Origin of the sequence: Streptosporangium sp. LJ11, from assembly GCF_051918945.1 — a bacterium.
Taxonomy (GTDB): Bacteria; Actinomycetota; Actinomycetes; order Streptosporangiales; family Streptosporangiaceae; genus Streptosporangium.
This window is the reverse complement of record NZ_JBPXMB010000021.1, coordinates 186,874-203,237: the sequence shown is the minus strand read 5'-3', so window position 1 is coordinate 203,237 and position 16,364 is coordinate 186,874. Positions and strand designations below refer to the sequence as shown.

General features: G+C 71.8%; 15 protein-coding genes. 4 read left to right on the top strand and 11 right to left on the bottom strand.

Translation table 11 applies throughout. From position 1 onward, the window contains the following. From ACTOQ3_RS29255 to ACTOQ3_RS29245, 3 genes are all read right to left on the bottom strand, one after another. The coding region (locus tag ACTOQ3_RS29255; RefSeq protein WP_440086643.1) for an ATP-binding cassette domain-containing protein at positions 1-185 on the bottom strand (185 nt) is incomplete at its 3' end. After that, positions 182-586 carry a GntR family transcriptional regulator gene (locus ACTOQ3_RS29250; RefSeq protein WP_440073170.1) on the bottom strand — a complete coding sequence of 135 codons (405 nt, stop codon included), beginning with the start codon at positions 584-586 and terminating at the stop codon, positions 182-184. The genes ACTOQ3_RS29255 and ACTOQ3_RS29250, both read right to left, overlap by 4 nt. Before the next feature lie 241 nt (positions 587-827). Further along, a complete protein-coding gene (locus tag ACTOQ3_RS29245; RefSeq protein WP_440086642.1) occupies positions 828-2,153 on the bottom strand; it encodes a phytase in 1,326 nt (441 codons plus the stop codon). A gap of 254 nt (positions 2,154-2,407) precedes the next feature. Here ACTOQ3_RS29245 and ACTOQ3_RS29240 point away from each other — a divergent pair, with 254 nt between their 5' ends. Genes ACTOQ3_RS29240 through ACTOQ3_RS29225 form a run of 4 tightly spaced genes read left to right on the top strand, consistent with a single transcriptional unit; the run spans position 2,408 to position 6,765 of the window. Further along, on the top strand, positions 2,408-3,325 hold the full coding sequence (locus ACTOQ3_RS29240; RefSeq protein WP_440086640.1) for an STM4015 family protein: 918 nt from the start codon (positions 2,408-2,410) through the stop codon (positions 3,323-3,325). Next, positions 3,322-4,491, top strand: coding sequence for an STM4014 family protein (locus ACTOQ3_RS29235; RefSeq protein ID WP_440086639.1), 1,170 nt, complete (start codon positions 3,322-3,324; stop codon positions 4,489-4,491). Before ACTOQ3_RS29240 ends, ACTOQ3_RS29235 begins: the two co-directional genes overlap by 4 nt. A 5-nt stretch (positions 4,492-4,496) precedes the next feature. Next, complete coding sequence (locus ACTOQ3_RS29230; protein WP_440086638.1) at positions 4,497-5,810, top strand: STM4012 family radical SAM protein; 1,314 nt, start codon at positions 4,497-4,499, stop codon at positions 5,808-5,810. Between the two features lie 16 nt (positions 5,811-5,826). Continuing rightward, positions 5,827-6,765 (top strand): STM4011 family radical SAM protein, encoded by a 939-nt coding sequence (locus tag ACTOQ3_RS29225; protein ID WP_440086637.1) that lies wholly within the window; start codon positions 5,827-5,829, stop codon positions 6,763-6,765. Here the strand turns inward: ACTOQ3_RS29225 and ACTOQ3_RS29220 are convergent, their stop codons facing one another. The 8 genes from ACTOQ3_RS29220 to ACTOQ3_RS29185 form a co-directional block, all read right to left on the bottom strand. Further along, positions 6,766-7,953 (bottom strand): DUF6745 domain-containing protein, encoded by a 1,188-nt coding sequence (locus ACTOQ3_RS29220; RefSeq protein ID WP_440086636.1) that lies wholly within the window; start codon positions 7,951-7,953, stop codon positions 6,766-6,768. A 48-nt stretch (positions 7,954-8,001) separates the two neighbouring features. Beyond that, positions 8,002-8,322 carry a hypothetical protein gene (locus tag ACTOQ3_RS29215; RefSeq protein ID WP_440086635.1) on the bottom strand — a complete coding sequence of 107 codons (321 nt, stop codon included), beginning with the start codon at positions 8,320-8,322 and terminating at the stop codon, positions 8,002-8,004. A gap of 70 nt (positions 8,323-8,392) precedes the next feature. Continuing rightward, positions 8,393-9,628, bottom strand: coding sequence for a DegT/DnrJ/EryC1/StrS family aminotransferase (locus tag ACTOQ3_RS29210; protein WP_440086634.1), 1,236 nt, complete (start codon positions 9,626-9,628; stop codon positions 8,393-8,395). Positions 9,629-9,648: 20 nt separating this feature from the next. Continuing rightward, the gene (locus ACTOQ3_RS29205) at positions 9,649-10,740 is read right to left on the bottom strand and encodes a GNAT family N-acetyltransferase (RefSeq protein ID WP_440086632.1); all 1,092 of its coding nucleotides are present in this window, start codon (positions 10,738-10,740) and stop codon (positions 9,649-9,651) included. 271 nt (positions 10,741-11,011) lie between these two features. Further along, a complete protein-coding gene (locus ACTOQ3_RS29200) occupies positions 11,012-12,166 on the bottom strand; it encodes a DegT/DnrJ/EryC1/StrS family aminotransferase (protein WP_440086631.1) in 1,155 nt (384 codons plus the stop codon). A 75-nt stretch (positions 12,167-12,241) separates the two neighbouring features. Further along, positions 12,242-13,609 (bottom strand): lipopolysaccharide biosynthesis protein, encoded by a 1,368-nt coding sequence (locus ACTOQ3_RS29195; RefSeq protein WP_440086630.1) that lies wholly within the window; start codon positions 13,607-13,609, stop codon positions 12,242-12,244. 606 nt (positions 13,610-14,215) lie between these two features. Beyond that, positions 14,216-15,529 carry a M20/M25/M40 family metallo-hydrolase gene (locus ACTOQ3_RS29190; protein WP_440086629.1) on the bottom strand — a complete coding sequence of 438 codons (1,314 nt, stop codon included), beginning with the start codon at positions 15,527-15,529 and terminating at the stop codon, positions 14,216-14,218. Positions 15,530-15,675: 146 nt separating this feature from the next. Then, positions 15,676-16,059, bottom strand: coding sequence for a histone-like nucleoid-structuring protein Lsr2 (locus ACTOQ3_RS29185; RefSeq protein ID WP_440086628.1), 384 nt, complete (start codon positions 16,057-16,059; stop codon positions 15,676-15,678). Between the last annotated feature and the right edge of the window lie 305 nt (positions 16,060-16,364).

The window sequence follows — 16,364 nt, the reverse complement described above, 5'->3', positions numbered from 1 at the left end:
GTGATGTGGCCTGCCGTCGGCTCCAGCTGGCCGCCGGCCAGCTTCAGCAGCGTGGTCTTGCCGGCTCCGTTGGGGCCCACCAGCCCGACGACGTGGCCGGCCGGGATGTCGATGGTGCACTCGCGCAGCGCCCAGCGCCTGCCGTACCGCCTGCCCAGTGCCTGGGCCTCTAAGACAGCGGTCACGCTATGTCCTCCTGAGCGGTGGTCCGAAAGGTGGTCATGAAGAGGGCCTCGATGCTCTCGTCGTCGAGGCCGGCCCGGCGGGCCTTGGCCAGCCAGCGCTGCAGCTCCAGCCGCAGCGGGCCGTGCGCGGCCAGCGAGGTGTCGGTGAGGGTCGCCGTCACGAACGTCCCCACCCCTGGCCTGGCGGCGACCAGGCCCTCGTGCTCGAGTTCCCGGTAGGCCTTGAGGACGGTGTTGGGGTTGATCGCCAGCTGCGCCACGGCCTCCTTGACGGTCGGCAGCTGGTCGCCCTCGCGCAGCAGGCCGAGTCGCAGCGCGTGCCGTACCTGCTGGACCAGCTGCATGTACGGCGAGACGCCGGACTTCGCATCCAGATGGAACTCGATCACCAGTTCCTCCATTTATCTACTGTCCTAGGACTTTAGATTACTACATGTATGGAACTTGTTAAGAAAACGCTCGGCGGGGAGCTCGCCGCGCTCCCACAGCGCCGGCGCGTGACGCGGGCGAGCCCGGTGCGGGGATGACAGCACCGGGCTCGTGGCGGGGACGACCCCACCGGGTTCGGGCGGGCCGCGACGGATCGGCCGCGCGGGGGCCCGCGATGGCGGACCGGCCGCGCCGGCCCGCGACGGAGGATCGTCAGTCCCGCGGGTTCCAGCCGTCGGTGTCCACGTCGAGGTCGAGTGCGCCGGCGACGTCGCCCCACCCGACGAACTTGAAGTTCGTGTTCTCCCTGGCCTCGCCGTCCTCGTCGACCGCCCCCGGGGTGTTCTCACCGTCGTGTGCCACGAGCAGGCCCTTGTCGAACCGGCCCAGCGGGACGCTGACCACCATCGAGCCGTCGCTGTGCTCGACGCCGTCCAGGCCGTGGCCCGCGCCGATCCGGAACTGTCCGACGTAGTCGTTGCCCTTCCGGTCGTAGACGGTGAAGGTGTTGTCACCCTGGCCGGAGGCGAGCAGGTAACCGTCGCCGCCGTCACCGTGGTAGATCGTCAGCCCCTCGGCGTCGGCCGACAGGTGCCTGCCGCCGTAACCGGGGTCGGCGCCCGGCGCGCACTCCTCGGTCTCGGGGTCGTAGACGCCCGGCCTGCCGTACTCGCGGACCTTGTCGACCAGCTTCGGGGTGCCGGTGAGGTCGGCCCGCATCCGCCAGATGCCCACGTCCTCCTGGGCGGCGTAGAGCACGTCCCGCTCCCCGTCGACGACCATGCCCTCGACCTGGGGCAGCTCGCCGGGCTCCAGGCACGGTGTCCAGGTCGTACGGTTCGGCAGCCGGAACGAGCCGGGCAGGTCCAGGGTGCGGACGAGCCGGTAGCCGACCTTCCCGTGCGCGGTGGCGGTCAGCCTCAGCAGCGCGACGCGCGTCCTGTGCCGCTGGCTGACCAGGACGTAGGTGCCGGTCCCGTCCTGCCAGGTGGCCAGGCCGTACGCGGTCCGCGCGTCGTTGACCTGCTCCTGGCCGGTGTTGAACACGAACGGCACGGCGGGGTCGGTCAGGTCGGTGAGCGGTGCCCGCCCGCCTTCCGCCCCGTCCTCGTCGACGGCGTAGAAGCGGATCTGGTCCCGGCCCCGGTCGGAGACGACGGCCAGATCGGTCCTGACGCCGTTGGACAGGCGCAGGCCGTACACCAGGTCGACGTTGTTGAACCGGCCGGGTTCGTCGTCCTCGCCGGGGGCCGCGGGGGCGGGTACGTGCTGGAGTCGCCTGCCGTCCAGGTCGTAGGCGTACAGGCCGCCCTCCTTGGCGGTGGCCATCACCACGCTTCTTCCCGAGCGGGTGGGATGCACCCAGATCGCGGGGTCGTCGCCGTTGGCGTTGCCGCCGGCGTCGTCGTCGAACAGGTCGGGGGTCTCGACCCGGGGCTTGACCGTGGGGATCCCGTCGGCCAGCGCGGCGGGCGCGAGCGCGGATCCGGTCAGGCAGAGCGCCAGCGCCGCCAGGCAGAGGCGAGTCCGTGAACGCATGGATCTCCTTGTGTGTGGGATATGTAGAGAAATGTCCTTTTGATCGTTGTGGAATCGGCGCAACGGGGAGTTGACGGGAGGAGAACGCGACGGCCGTACGGGATGAAGGGTTCCCGGCCGTGCTCGCGTCACCTGATCGGAGGCATTGGAGGCATCGGAGGCATCGGAGGCATCGGAGGCAGGGCCGCCAGGTCCACATCTGTCGGCGCCGGCTGCTAGAACTTGACCCCCTGCCCGTACCGAGGAGTCCCCCCATGATCCATCAGCACCTCACCGCGTTCCACGGTCTTCCCGTCCGCTTCCCCGGCGCCGACGACACGCCCGCGTCGCAGGCCGCGTGGCGCGTCAGCGGTGATCCCTACGACGGTGAGGAGACCATCGACGACGCCGTCCGTGAGCTGCTCGACAAGGTCGACTGCGCCGCCGTGCGAGCGCTGGTCGTGGGCACGTGGGGATGGGCGCACGACGACGACCGAGCCGACGAACCGATCCGGTTGCTCGTCGAGGCCGCGCCCCGCCTTCCCGCGCTGGAGGCGATCTTCCTCGGCGACTACGTCAGCGAGGAGTCTGAGATCTCCTGGATCGGGCAGTCCGACGTGACCCCGCTCCTGACCGCGTATCCCCGGTTGAGACGACTCGACGTGCGTGGCGGCGACGGCCTCCGACTCCAGTCCGTCGTGCACACCGCGCTGGAGACCCTCCGTTTCGAGTCGGGCGGGTTGCCGGCCGGGGTGGTCAGGGCGGTCGGCGCGTCCACGTTGCCCGCGCTGCGGCACCTGGAGATGTGGCTGGGCGAGGAGAGCTACTCGGGCGACTCCGGCCCTGACGACTGGGCGGCGATCCTCGCGGGCGGCGGCCTGCCCGCGCTGAGGCATCTCGGCCTGCAGGACAGCGAGCGGCAGGACGAGGTGGCCGCCGCCGTCGCCACCGCGCCGATCGTGGCGCGGCTGGAGTCGCTCGACCTGTCCATGGGCGTCCTGTCCGACGAGGGCGCCGAGGCGTTGCTGTCCGGTCAGCCGCTCACCCACCTCAAGCGGCTCAACCTGCGGCACCACTTCATGAGCGAGGAGATGGCCGCGAAGATCGTGGCCGCCCTGAGCGGGGTCGAGGTCGACGTGTCCGAGCAGCAGGAGATCGACGGCGACTGGCGCTTCATCGAGGTGTCCGAGTGACCGCGCCCGGCACCGCGCTGGAAAGGCCCCCGTCCGCCGATCGCCGCACGCGGGCGGCGCCCCTCGCGGTCGTCGGCACGCCCGGCGACCGGCGGGTGACCCTGTTCGGGGACGCCCTGCGCGCGCGCGGCCTGCCCGAGCCCCTCGTCGTCCCCTGGCGTGACGTGCTCGCCGGGACCGGGTTCCGTATCCCGGAGCGGGCATGCGTCCGCATCGACTCCCCCGGCGAGGACCCCGCGGCCGACGAATTGCTGCGTGGCCCCGGCGCGCCCACCCGGGTCGGCGGCGGAGCGTCCTGGCACACCGCGTTCGTGCGTGGCCTCGAGCGCGTACAGCGGGCGGTGGCGCGGACACCGGGCGCCCGGCTGCTCGGTGACGTCGACGAGATCGCGGTGATGTTCGACAAGCGGCGGTCGCACGCCCGGTTGCTGGGCGCCGGCGTGCCGGTGCCGCCCGCCCTGCCCGCGCCGATCACCGGCTACTCCCACCTGCGCGACCTCATGGCCCGATCGGGCTGGAACCGGGTGTTCGTCAAACCGGCTCACGGCTCGTCGGCCTCGGGAATCGTGGCGCTCCAGGTCCAGGCCGCGCGGATCCACGCGGTCAGTTCCGTCGAGCTCGTCCGCCCCCGGCCGGAGGCCGCAGGGCGGATCCGCCCAGAGCTGCACAACTCGCTACGCGTGCGCGCCTACACCGACGAAGCCGACGTGGCCATGATCGTCGACGCGCTCGCGCCCGACGGGCTGCACGTGGAGCGCTGGTTCCCCAAGGCGTCGGTGGACGGGCGTGTGTTCGACCTCCGCGTCGTCGTGGTCGGCGGACGGCCCACGCACGCCGTTGTCCGTGCCAGCCGTGGCCCGATGACGAACCTGCACCTGGGCGGCACCCGTGGTGATCTCGATCAGGTCCGGGCCCGGCTCGGGGCGGCCGGGTGGGAGCAGGCCATGCGGACATGCGAGCAGGCGGCGGCCTGCTTTCCCGGCTCCGTCATGGTCGGGGTCGACCTCATGGTGGGCATCGGCTGGCGTCGCTTCGCCGTGGCGGAGGTGAACGCCTTCGGCGACCTGCTGCCCGGGCTCACCGGTCTGCCCGAGAGCGGGGCCGCCGGCCTCGACTGCCACGCCACGCAGGTGGCCCATCTCCTCACGCTCCGGAGCGCGGCATGAGAGACATGAGCGCTACCGACGGCACGCACGACGTGAGGCCCTACGAAGGGTACGTCTACGCCTACCCGCACAAGACGGCCTACCGTCCGCTCGACCCGCGGCCCCCGCTACGCGAGGTCTGGGAAAAGGAGCGCACCGACGCGCTCTTCCTCTACCTGCACGTGCCCTTCTGCGAGATGCGGTGCGGCTTCTGCAACCTGTTCACCAGGACCGGTGCCCCCGCGGAGCTGGTGACCTCCTACCTCGACGCGCTCCGGCGCCAGGCGGAAGCGGTGCGGCAGGCACTGCCGGACGACGCGCGTTTCGTCACCGCGGCGATCGGCGGCGGCACACCCACCTATCTGGAGGCGGCCGAGCTGGCCAGGCTGCTCGACCTGGCCGAGCAGACCATGGGGACCGACTTCTCCACCACCCCGCTCGGGATCGAGACCTCTCCGGCCACCGCCACGCCTGACCGTCTGGCCGTGCTCGCCGAACGCGGCACCACCCGGATCTCGATCGGGGTGCAGAGTTTCATCGACGCCGAGGCCAGAGCCGCCCTGCGACCGCAGCGCCGCACCGAGGTCGAGACCGCGCTGACCGCCATCCGCGAGGCCGGGTTCCGCACGCTCAACATCGATCTGATCTACGGCATCGACGGCCAGACACCGGACACCTGGCGCCGTTCTCTCGACGCCACCCTCGCCTGGCGCCCGGAGGAGATCTATCTCTACCCGCTGTACGTCCGGCCTCTCACCGGGCTGGGCGTCCTCGGCCGCGACTGGGACGACCAGCGGCTCGGCCTCTACCGCCAGGGCCGCGACCATCTCCTGGCCGCCGGGTACGAGCAGGTGTCCATGCGGATGTTCCGGCTGCCCGGCACGGAGTCGGGCAGCGAGTACCACTGCCAGAGCGACGGCATGGTCGGTCTCGGCTGCGGCGCCCGTTCCTACACGTCGCGGCTGCATTACTCCTTCGAGTACGCCGTGGGCGTGCGGCACGTGCGCGCGATCATCGACGATTTCATCCGGCTGCCGCGTGCCGCGTTCGGCGTCGCCAACGTCGGCTTCGCGCTCGACGATCTCGAACAGCGCCGGCGCCATCTCATCCAGTCCCTGCTGCAGGCCGAAGGGCTCGACCGAGCCGCCTACAGGACGCGTTTCGGCGGCGACGTCCTCGACGACTTCGCCCTCGACACGTTCGCGGAGCGCGGCTGGGTGGTGGACGACTCCACCCGCGTACGGCTGACGCCCGAAGGACTGGCCCGTTCCGACGCCATCGGGCCGGCCCTGTTCTCCGACAGGGCCCGCGACCTCATGGACTCCTATGATCTCCGCTGATCCTCCGGGAGGACCGATGACCGGCCCCGGGCGGGCCCCACTGTCGATATGGGACATCACACCGCGGCACGTGGACGCGTCCCCGGCGGGCGACATCCCGAAGCCCGAGGAGCTGACCCTCCTCTACCGGGGCCCACTGGCCAGTTGCGACTACGACTGCGCCTACTGCCCCTTCGCGAAGCGGCGCGACAGCCCGGACCGGTTGCGCGCCGATCGGGAGGCGCTGGCCCGCTTCACCGCCTGGGTCGCGGCGCGCGACTTTCCCATCTCGGTGCTGTTCACGCCGTGGGGCGAGGGGCTCGTCAGATCGTGGTATCGCGCCGCGATGGTGGAGCTGAGCCACCTGGCCCACGTACGCAGGGTGGCCATCCAGACCAACCTGAGCACCCGGCTGAGGTGGCTCGCCGAAGCCGACCTGGACACGCTCGCCCTCTGGGTCACCTACCACCCGGGCCAGGTGACGCACGACCGGTTCCTGGCCCGATGCCGGGAGCTGCTCGCCCACGGGGTGCGCTTCAGCGTCGGCGTGGTCGGCGTCCCCGACCACGCCGAGCCGGCCAGGCGGCTGCGGGCGGAGCTCCCCGACGACGTGTATCTGTGGATCAACGCCGCCGAGGGACATGTCTACACCGAGCGGGAGGCGGCCGTCTGGACCGGGATCGACCCGTTGTTCGACTACAGCAGGAGGCCGCACCCCAGCCTCGGACTGCCCTGTCGCACCGGCCGGAGCGTGGTGTCGGTCGACGGCGAGGGCACGGTGCGGCGGTGCCACTTCGTCGCGCAGCCGATCGGCAACCTCTACGACGGATCGGCTCTGCGCGCGCTCGCCCCACGCCCGTGCCCGCTTCCCGTGTGCGACTGCCACATCGGATACGTGCATCTCGAACCGCTCGATCTCCACCGCGTCTTCGCGGGCGGCCTGCTCGAACGCATCCCCGCGGGCTGGCCGCGTTGATCAGGTCTGTTTCTGCGGTTCGTACTGATCGGCGGACAGGCCGAAGGTCCACGCGACCCCCTCACGGGCGGTGGTGACGTAGGGCGGCACCCGGAGGAAGTAGGTACGGCTGGTGCCGTCGGGCTCCGGCGTCGAGTTGACCACCTCGACCATGACGAGGGACTCGTCGTCGGGGAACGCGGCCCGCCAGAGCACTCCGGTCTCGTCCCGCTGGACGACCTCGGCGCCGGACTCCTTCACGTAACGGTCGAACCCGTAGTGTTCGAGCATCACCCTGCGCAGCTCGGCGTTGGGCTCCTGCCTGATGCGCGGCGCCGACAGGTCGGCCATCACGGCCCCGAACTCCGCGGGGACGGGCATGCCGTGCCAGGCGTGCAGGGCGAAACCGTCGGGGAAGGCCAGCGCCGGCCCCGCCGCGCGATGCAGGCGGCCCAGGTCGTCGCGGTGCAGCTCGGCCGGGCGTTCGCAGATCAGGACGACGTGTTCGAACGGCCACCACCAGCCGGCTTCCCTCGACACGCGCATCACGCCGCCGAGCGGGGTGAGATCGACCTCGGTGCTCTCCCCGAGGGCGTCGAAGAACGCGAGCCAGGGAGCGTCGTGCTGGCCGAGGACCGCGTCAAGGGTCGCGCGGCGCAGCAACGCTTCGACCCCGTCATTCTCGCCGGCCCCGTCACTCTCGCCGGCATGGCCGGAGGGCGGGCCGGTCACCTCGGGCGCGGCCGCCGATCGGCCGATGCCGCGGCGGATCTCGCGCGTCAGCCGGTTGACCTTCGGCCACAGGTCGGCACCGACGAACTCCCAGGCCGCCGCCCACCCGGCGGGCGGGAGGATGGAGAGGGCCTGGGCGCGGACGTGCTCCCACGGCCTGGTCCTGACGAGATCGCGGACGGGCGACCCGGGATCGAGCCCGAGGAGCGCCGGCGGGAGAACCTCGGTCCCTCCGACGGCGTCGCGGTCCTCCGCGGAGCCGGTGAGGACGACGGCGGCCGCCGCGGCCCGGGCCGGCGAGGCGAACCAGACGATCCGCTCGGGCTCCGGGAGCCCGGCGCCGCGGTAGGCGGCACGGACCCCTTCTTCGGCGGCGGGCCGATCCGCCGGACCGGTGGCATGGGCGACGGGGTCCCACCTGGTCACGGCGTCGGCGAGGGACGCGGCCAGCTCGGGCGAGAGGGCAGGGGGGCGCATGGGCTTCCTTGACTGTCCGGGGGAGGGCTGGGGGGCGAAACCGGTCGATCAGTCGGCGACGTACCGGGCGTAGGAGCCGGGCACGTACTCGCGCTGCCGTACGATCCGGAACCATCCCTTGGGCAGGGAGATGGTGGCGTGCTCCTCGTGCACCAGCCGGCCGCCCTGGGGCAGGTGAAGGAACTCGGGCGCACCGGAGTCACGCCCCACGAGCAGGGTGCCCGCCCCCGGTACGGCATGCGCGTGCCCCGTCGCCTCGCCGAGCGCCAGCACCAGCCGGCCATGCTTGTCACGGGGCGCGGCCACCAGGTGCGCGGGCACGGACTCGCCGGTGACCGGCATGATCAGGATGTCTCCTTGACGGAACACCGGAACCTCCTCGTCGTTGCTCGAAAGGTAGAGGACACGACCGACAGTTCCGCTGCGCCCGCCGCTCCGCTCAGCCGGGTCGCCGCGACGCCGTGAAGGGCCGCGCGGCCGGGCGGACGTCCAGCTCGGCCAGCAGGCCGGCCATGCGGGCGGCGCGGAGCGGGTCGACGGGCAGGACGTGGCCGGTCCACCAGCGGGCGATCTCCGGGGTCGGCCCCGCGGGAACCAGGTCCAGGTAGTCGTCCAGCGGCGGATCGTAGATGAAACCGGGTACCACGCCCCGGCTCTCCAGCCGGGCGACGACCTCGTCGCGGTCCTCGACCAGCAGGGGCACCCGCAGCAGTGGCTGCGGCGCCGCCTCGCGGACGCCCTCGGCCGCCCAGGGCAGGGTGCGCAGCAGCTCGACCCCGGCCACCCGGCGCTCCCGCTCGCGGTCGATCACCCGGAACCGGGATCGGTGGTAGCCGCGCAGCAGCGGCCCCTGACGCATCCGCCAGTCGTCGAGGTCGATCCGCAGCCAGTGGTCCATGGCGCGCGGGTCGACCGGATCGGCGGCGACGACCGCGCGCAGCTCGTCCTCGCGGGGCGGGCAGCGGTGGCCGGTCCACCGCACGAGCCCGAGCGCCTTGAGGGCGTGCCACATCGGCCTGACCAGCCCGGTGCGGTAGATCGTCTCGCGCAGCACGGGCCGCAGCGTGCCGAGCAGCTGGGCACGCGCCCCTCCGGGGAGCAGCAGCTCGTCCCTGGCCCGCGCCAGCTCGGGCAGCGCGGCCGGGTCCTCCGCGGTGAGGAACCCGCCGGACATCGCCCGCCCGTGCTTGGCGAGGCTGAACACCCCGGCGGTGCCGAAGGTGCCCGCCGGGCGGCCGTCCACGACCGTCTGCATGGCGTGCGCCGCGTCGTCGAGAAGGAGCACGCCGCGCCGGTCGCACTCGGCCCGCAGCTCGGCCACCCGGTCGGGCTGGCCGTACAGGTGCGTGGTGACGACACCGGCGAGACCGGTCCAGTCGACGGCGGGGACGTCGATGTTGCCGTCGCGCCAGGAGACCGGCGCCATCACCGGCTCCAGCCCGGCGGCCAGCACGACGAACAGCACCGTCTCGCAGTTCGTCGGCGAGATCAGCACCCTGTCGCCGCGCTCGAACCAGTGGCGCAGCGCCAGCAGCAGGCCGAACCTGGCGGACGGCACGTGCAGGCACTCCTGGCCGATCCGGTCGCGCATGGCCGCCTCGAGCGCGCGGCGGCCGTCCGCGCGCTCGCTCCCGCTTCCGTTCCCGCGGCCGGACGTGGCGGGGTGACCGCTCATCGGGCCCTCCTTCGGTCGGCTCACGTGGTCTTCCCGCGGGTGCGCAGCCGACCGTACCGCTTCATGGCCCTGTCGGCGGCGCCGTACAGGACCGGGCTGTCGAGGATGAACCGCCGCACCCGGCGGACCGGCTCGGTGCGCAGCCAGTGCGCCGCCGCGCCCGCCGACCGGCGGCGCACGATGCCCTCGGTGACGGGGACGGTCCGGCTGCACAGCGCGTCCTTGTACTCCGAGCCGTTGCTGATGCCCAGGTCGAGCGAGGTGATCCCGAGTTTCGCGGCGGCCTCGACCATGTGCAGGTGCTGGATCAGGCCGGGGGAGTATTTGGCGTACTCGGGGTCGTAGGCGGGAAACCATCCGATCATCGTCGTGCCGGTGCGCAGCCCGAAGTGGCCCGCGACGGGCCTGCCGCCGGCGTACAGCATCGACAGCGGCCCGGCGAAGTCGTCGGTGTCGACGGCGTGCAGGCGCTCGGCCAGCTCCACGACCCACGCCTTGCCGAAGCGGTCGGGGCGGCCCATCCGCTGGTACTGGGCTGACTTCCACTCGCGCAGCAGCCGGAACTGCTCCGGGTCGCGCACCGCGAACTCGGAGGTGACCTCGCCCGCGTCGCGGCCCAGCTTGCGCTCCTTGTACAGGGTGGTCTTGAGGAACTTCGGGGAGCGCTCGCGCAGCTCGTCGAGGAAGGCCGAATAGCCGCCGCCGAGGTCGAGGACCACGGCCTCCTGCCGGAGCGTCTCGAACGGCTGGAACCACGGCTGGCGCTCGACCATGCAGCCGAACTCCCACACGCTCAGCCCGCACGCCTTGAGCAGGGCGCCGGAGTCGAGCTCGGCCCCTGGCCGGTGGACGACCCCCTGGGAGAGCGAGACCCACCCGCCCAGCGCGGCGCCCACCCCGCCGCCGTGCCGCTCGAAGGGGAAGAACCCCACGGGCCCGTCCGACTCGGTGATCACCGCCACCCGCGCCGCCGCGCTGACCTCGCCCATCGCGACCGTGAAGTCCGGGCTGAGGAAGGGGTTGTCGAGATGCGGGCTGGAACGTTGCATTCCCCGCCATGCCGCGATCTCGGCCGGGCCCAGCTCCGCGGGCCGGATGACGCTGATTCTCATGCGCCGGCTCCCGCCGGGCGAGGACGACCAGCGGTGCGCGCAAACCTACCGTTCACGAGGCGGTGGTCCTTTCTCGAAGCCTGGTCCCAGGCACTGGACGTCGTCGGGGCGAAGGACGAGATCCAGTCGGCGCGGGCACGAAGGGTGTGCGTCACGGCACGCGGAAACCATCCAGGAACCAGGAAGCGACCCCCCGAACCGCCAGCCGGTAATCAATGAGCCAAATCTATCGGGGATATCGCCCTATTCGCTTAGTCGCCCGCCAGATTCGCTAAGCGACGTCGAAGGAGGCCCGTCCCGGGGGCACCCTGGGCGGCATCGGGGGGACCGCGGGGATGAGCCGCTCGATGACCGGCAGGGCGCGGTGGGCGTACAGCGGGTCGATCGGCAGCACGTGCCGGGCCCACCAGCGCGCCACCTCGGGCTCGGGAGAGGGGTCGGTGAACTCCGGCAGGTAGCCGTCGTACGGCGGGTCGTAGAGGTAGCCGGTGGCGACCCCGTGCCGCTCCAGTTCGGCGATGGCCCCGTCGCGGCCGTAGACCAGCAGCGGGACCCGGAACAGCGGCTGGTCCAGGTGGCGGCGGACGGCCGGCGCCACGGTGGGCTGCGCGGCCAGCACCGAGACGCCGGCGATCCGCCGTGACCGTTGCCGGGGCAGCGCGTGCAGGCGCCGCGACTGGTACCAGCGCGAAAGGTGGCCCCGCCTGGCCCGGTAGTCGTGCAGGTCGGCCTGGACCCAGGAGTCGAACGCCGGCAGCTGCTGCGGTGCGTACTCCAGCGCCCTGAGCAGCTCCGCCGGACGCGGGGCGATGCGGTATCCCTCGCGCTCCTCCTCCATGCCGAGCGCGCGCATGGCCCTCAGCGCAGGGCGGACCATGTTCAGGCGCAGCGCGGCGTGCCGGCCCGCGGAGGTCAGCACGCTGTGGATCTCCTTCCTGAAGACGCCCGGCTGCAGCAGCCGGTCGCGCTCGCGCTCCAGGGCGCGCAGGTCCGAGAGGTGCTCGACCGCGATCACCCCGCCGGAGCCCGCCCCCGCGTGTTTGGACAGGCTGAACACGCCGGCCACCCCGAAGGTGCCGATCGGCCTGCCGTTCACGCTCGTCTCGATCGCGTGCGCGACGTCCTCGATCAGGATCTTGCCGCCGAACGCGGCCACCCGGTCCGGCAGGCCGTACAGGTTGGTGGTGAGCACCGCGTCGACCGCGTCGAGGTCGACGGCGTCGACGTCGATGTTGCCGTCGTCGAGGGAGAGCGGGGCGATGACCGGGCGCAGCCCGGCCGCGAGCACGAGGAAGAGGATCTCGTCCGCCGACAGCGGTGACATCAGCAGCCGCTGGCCGGGACGACACCAGTGCCGCAGGGCCAGATACAGGCCCAGGCGGTTGGAAGGCAGCGGGAGGCAGAGGCGATGTGTCCGCTTCGCCACAATGTGCTCAGGAGTCACTGGAGACCGTCTATCACGTACGGCATCGGGACCGCAAACCGGCGGCCGCGTGTCGTCCTAACCGGTGCTCACCTGGGAGGTCTTGCCATGGTTCATCACCCTGCGCATGTTCGGGAAGACCAGCAGCGCCACCAGGAGCTGGCTGCCGAGCATGGCGTAGCCCACCGCGGCGATCCCGAAGTGGGGGAAGAGCACCGCTATCGAGGTGAGGACCAGGACGGCCATCCCGATCTGGACGAGGGCGAGCTTGCGCGCCTCGCTCTGGGCGCGCAGCATGCTGAGGCAGATCTCGATCACCGTCTGGGGGAGCACGGCGATCGCCATCAGGCGCAGCAGCGGCGAGCCGGCCTCGGCGAAACCCGGGCCGAACACGCTCAGGATCAGCGGCGCGCCGATCACGACCACCGCGACGACCGGGCCGACGATCAGGAAGGTGCGCCGCAGCGCGTTGCGCACGCTCTGCGCCAGCTGGGCGGCGTTGAAGGACCCCTCGACGGTCAGCGAGACCGCCATGTTGGCCGCGAGCAGCCCGACCATGGAGCCCAGCGTGTGGGCTATCGAGAAGTAGCCGAACGTCGGCGCGTCGTCGAGCCAGCCCGCGACGATGACCGGGACGAGATAGAGGATCAGCAGGATGGAGAACGCGCCGGGGAAGTCTCCGGCGAGGAAGCGGCCCACCTCGCGCAGGCGCGGCGGATTCGCGGCGCTCACCTCGGTGTTCTTGACGTGCTTGGGGATGATCACGCCGAAGATGAGCCAGCTGATCGGGATCAGCGCGATGGCCGTCGGCACGATCCACGAGACGAAGATCCCGCCGAAGACGCCGCCCTGCGGCAGCGCGTACGCCAGCGCGACGAGCAGGCCCATCTTGACCAGGCCGAACGCCAGGCTGTTGACCGGCACCCAGACGGCGTTGCGCAGCCCCGCCAGCGTCACGTCCTGGAGGGTGAAGACGGTCCACACGAGCACCGAGGCGAGGAAGAACAGTCCCGGGCCGAGCCCGCCGAGGTCGGCGTAGACCGAGCCCCAGATCGGCAACGTCAGCAGGAACCCCAGCGCCGCCACCAGGCCGGCGGCCCCGGCGACCGCGTAGCCGCGCAGGACGAACTCGGCGGTACGGCGCCCGGCCACCGGGATGAACCTGGCCAGGGCGCCCGCGAAGGCGAGCCCGGTCAGGGAGGAGAACAGCCGCATCGCGCTGATCTGGGCCTGACCCTCGCCGAAGGCGGCGGCGGTGTACAGGTGCGTCGCGAGGAACCAGTAGCCGAGGCCCAGCACGGCGGTGATCCCCGTATTGATCATCAGCGCGTAGCCCTGCAGGAACAGGGGGTTCCTCAGGTCCTTGCGCAGGCGGTCCATCAGGCCGGCCCCGCGCTCCTCGGTCGCCGTCCGGCCGGCCGCCTGGTCGCTCCCGTCGCGCGTCACGCGGCCATCATCGGCCGGGCCGCTTGCACCGGTCTTGCCGCCGGCTGTACGGAGGCCGGTGACCGCGTTCCCCGGGGGGTCGGAACCCTCCGGCCGGGTGCCCGGCGCGGGAACGCCGCCCCTGGGCCTGGCGTGCCGGCCTCGTCCGGTGCCGTGCTCACTCACCCCGGTACTCCCGGTCCGCGCCGTTCCCGGAGGCGGTGCGGGAGCGCCGCGGGTCGCTCGGGCGGGGTGGATCGGTGGCCTCGCCGGCGGGCCCCGGAGGGCACGTCGTCGGCGTACGCGTCTCGTCACGAGACCTGCCGGTCACCGAGGGGTACATGAGAATCGGCACGTGAGTCATGATGCCCCAGTTTCAAGCGAGCCGTGTCCGGCATGTATCCGGAAGTCCCCGGCACGGCCTGATCGTGATGGGGACTGCCCTGCTTTCGCGGGGTTGTGAGGGTGGGGGGAGAGTGGCCGAGGTCACCGAGGTCACCGCGAGCGACCCGTGGTGTGCGGAGCGGGTTCGCGGGAGCCGGACGGTCCGGGGTGAGGGGACGGCCCGCGCGCCGCCCAGGGCCTCCCAGGGCCTCAGGGCCGGGAACCCCAGGGCTTCTCAGGTCCTCAGGGGACCGGTACCGGCGCCGGCGCCGCGGAGTCTCGGGAACCTCGGGAGGTGAGGAGACGGTTCAGGACGCGGACGCCGAACTCCAGGCCCTCGACGGGGACGCGCTCGTCCACGCCGTGGAACATGCCGAAGTAGTCGAGGTCGGGGGTGAGCATCAGCGGGGCGAAGCCGTAGCCCCTGATGCCGAGCCCCGCGAAGGACTTGGCGTCCGTGCCGCCCGACATCACGTACGGCACCGGCCGCGCCGCCGGATCCTCGGCCACCAGGGCGGCGCCGAGCCGGTCGAAGAACGGCGAGTCCATCGGGGCCGAGGGGGCGTCCTCGATGTTGACGAACTCCCGGGTCACCCGGGGGCCGAGCAGGCGGTCGATCGTCTCCAGGAACTCCTCCCGGTATCCCGGCAGGAACCGCCCGTCCACGTGGCCCTCGGCGGTGCCGGGGACCACGTTGACCTTGTAGCCCGCCTGGAGCATCGTCGGGTTCGCCGAGTTGCGGATCTGCGCGCCGAACAGGTCGCCGATCCGGCCGAGCCGTCTCGCCTCCTCCTCCAGCCGGTCGAGGTCGACGCGCTCGCCGAGGATGTCCGACAGCTCCTCGATCAGTGCCGCCACCCCGGGTGTCAGCCGCACCGGCCAGGGGTGGGAGGCGATCCTGGACATGGCGTGGCAGAGCTCGGCCACCGCGTTGTCCACCGGCGGGCGGGAGCCGTGGCCCGCGACGCCGGTCGCGGTGAGCCGCATCCAGGCGGTGCCGCGCTCGCCCACCGCGACCGGGTAGATCCGCGCGCCCGGAGCCTCGACGCTGTAGCCCCCGGACTCGCTGATCGCGTCGGTGCAGCCGTCGAACAGCTCGCGATGGTGGCGCACCGCGTGGCGCGCGCCGTACTCGCCGGTGGCCTCCTCGTCGGCGAGGAAGGCCAGCACGACGTCACGGTCCGGCCGCACCCCGCGCCGGGCCCAGTCGCGGACCAGGGCGAGCGTCATGGCGAGGGTGCCCTTCATGTCGACCGCGCCCCGGCCCCAGACGCATCCGCCGGAGACCTCGCCGGAGAACGGGTGGATCCGCCAGTCGGAGGGCCGGGCGGGGACCACGTCGAGGTGGCCGTGGATCAGCAGGGCCTCGGGTGAGTCGCCGGGGATCCTGGCGACCACGCTGGTCCTGCGGCTGGCCGACTCGAACACCACCGGCTCGATCCCGGCGTCGGACAGCAGGGTGGCGACGTGCTCGGCCGCCGGACGCTCGCCGGGGCCGGGGTTGGTGGTGTCGAACCTGATCAGGTCCGAGCAGATCTGCGCGACCTCGCTGCTCATCGACGAAACGCCCCCGGAGACAAGAACCCACAATCTGGATCAAAGGTGCATACCCCTCCGGGTTGGAAATAGCACCTCGGGTCGTCGTGTCGAGCACTCCCGGCCGGCTGCGACGCCGCTACCCCTCCAGGGTCCGGGAGCTTGCCTCACTCGCTGAGCGCGGTCTGCGGAGTCTTCTTGGTCGATCCCTTGGCCACGCTGGGGTCGCCGGCGGCGAACGCCTCGGCGACCTTCCCCCCGATGCGCCCGCGCTCACTCACCTCGATCCCGTGGGACTTCGCCCACGCCCGGATCTCGGCGCTCCGCTCGCGGTTGCCGCCGGAGCCCTTCGCCCTGCCCTTGCGGCTCAGAGAGGTGTTCGCCTTGCGGGCGGCGGACTGGAACGGCTTGAGGGCCTCACGAAGTTTCGTGGCGTTCTTCGAGCTCAGATCGATCTCGTAGGCGGTGCCGTCCAAGCCGAACGAGACGGTCTCGTCCGCCTTCTTGCCGGTGATGTCGTCGGTGAACGTGACGACTTGCTGACGTGCCATTGTGCGACTCCTTAATCTTGGCGCCGGAGCGTGCGGTCGTGAACCCGACCGACGATGGTTCCCGCGTCTCTTCCCCGTGCTCAAAACTCTAGTCCCTCCTTTCACCGCTGCGCTCAGGAAACCCCTGCCACCGGAGATCCACCCTTCAGGTTAATTACTCAAGGCCGAACTCCGACGTCTCCACGTCATTGGGAAATGCTTCCCGCTCGCGGGGGATTAAAAACGACGGCGGCGCCGGGGCTCCTAGGCGCCTTGTATGCCGAGATCTGTCGGATACCCTCGGCGGGTTTTCCGGAAGGGGGCAT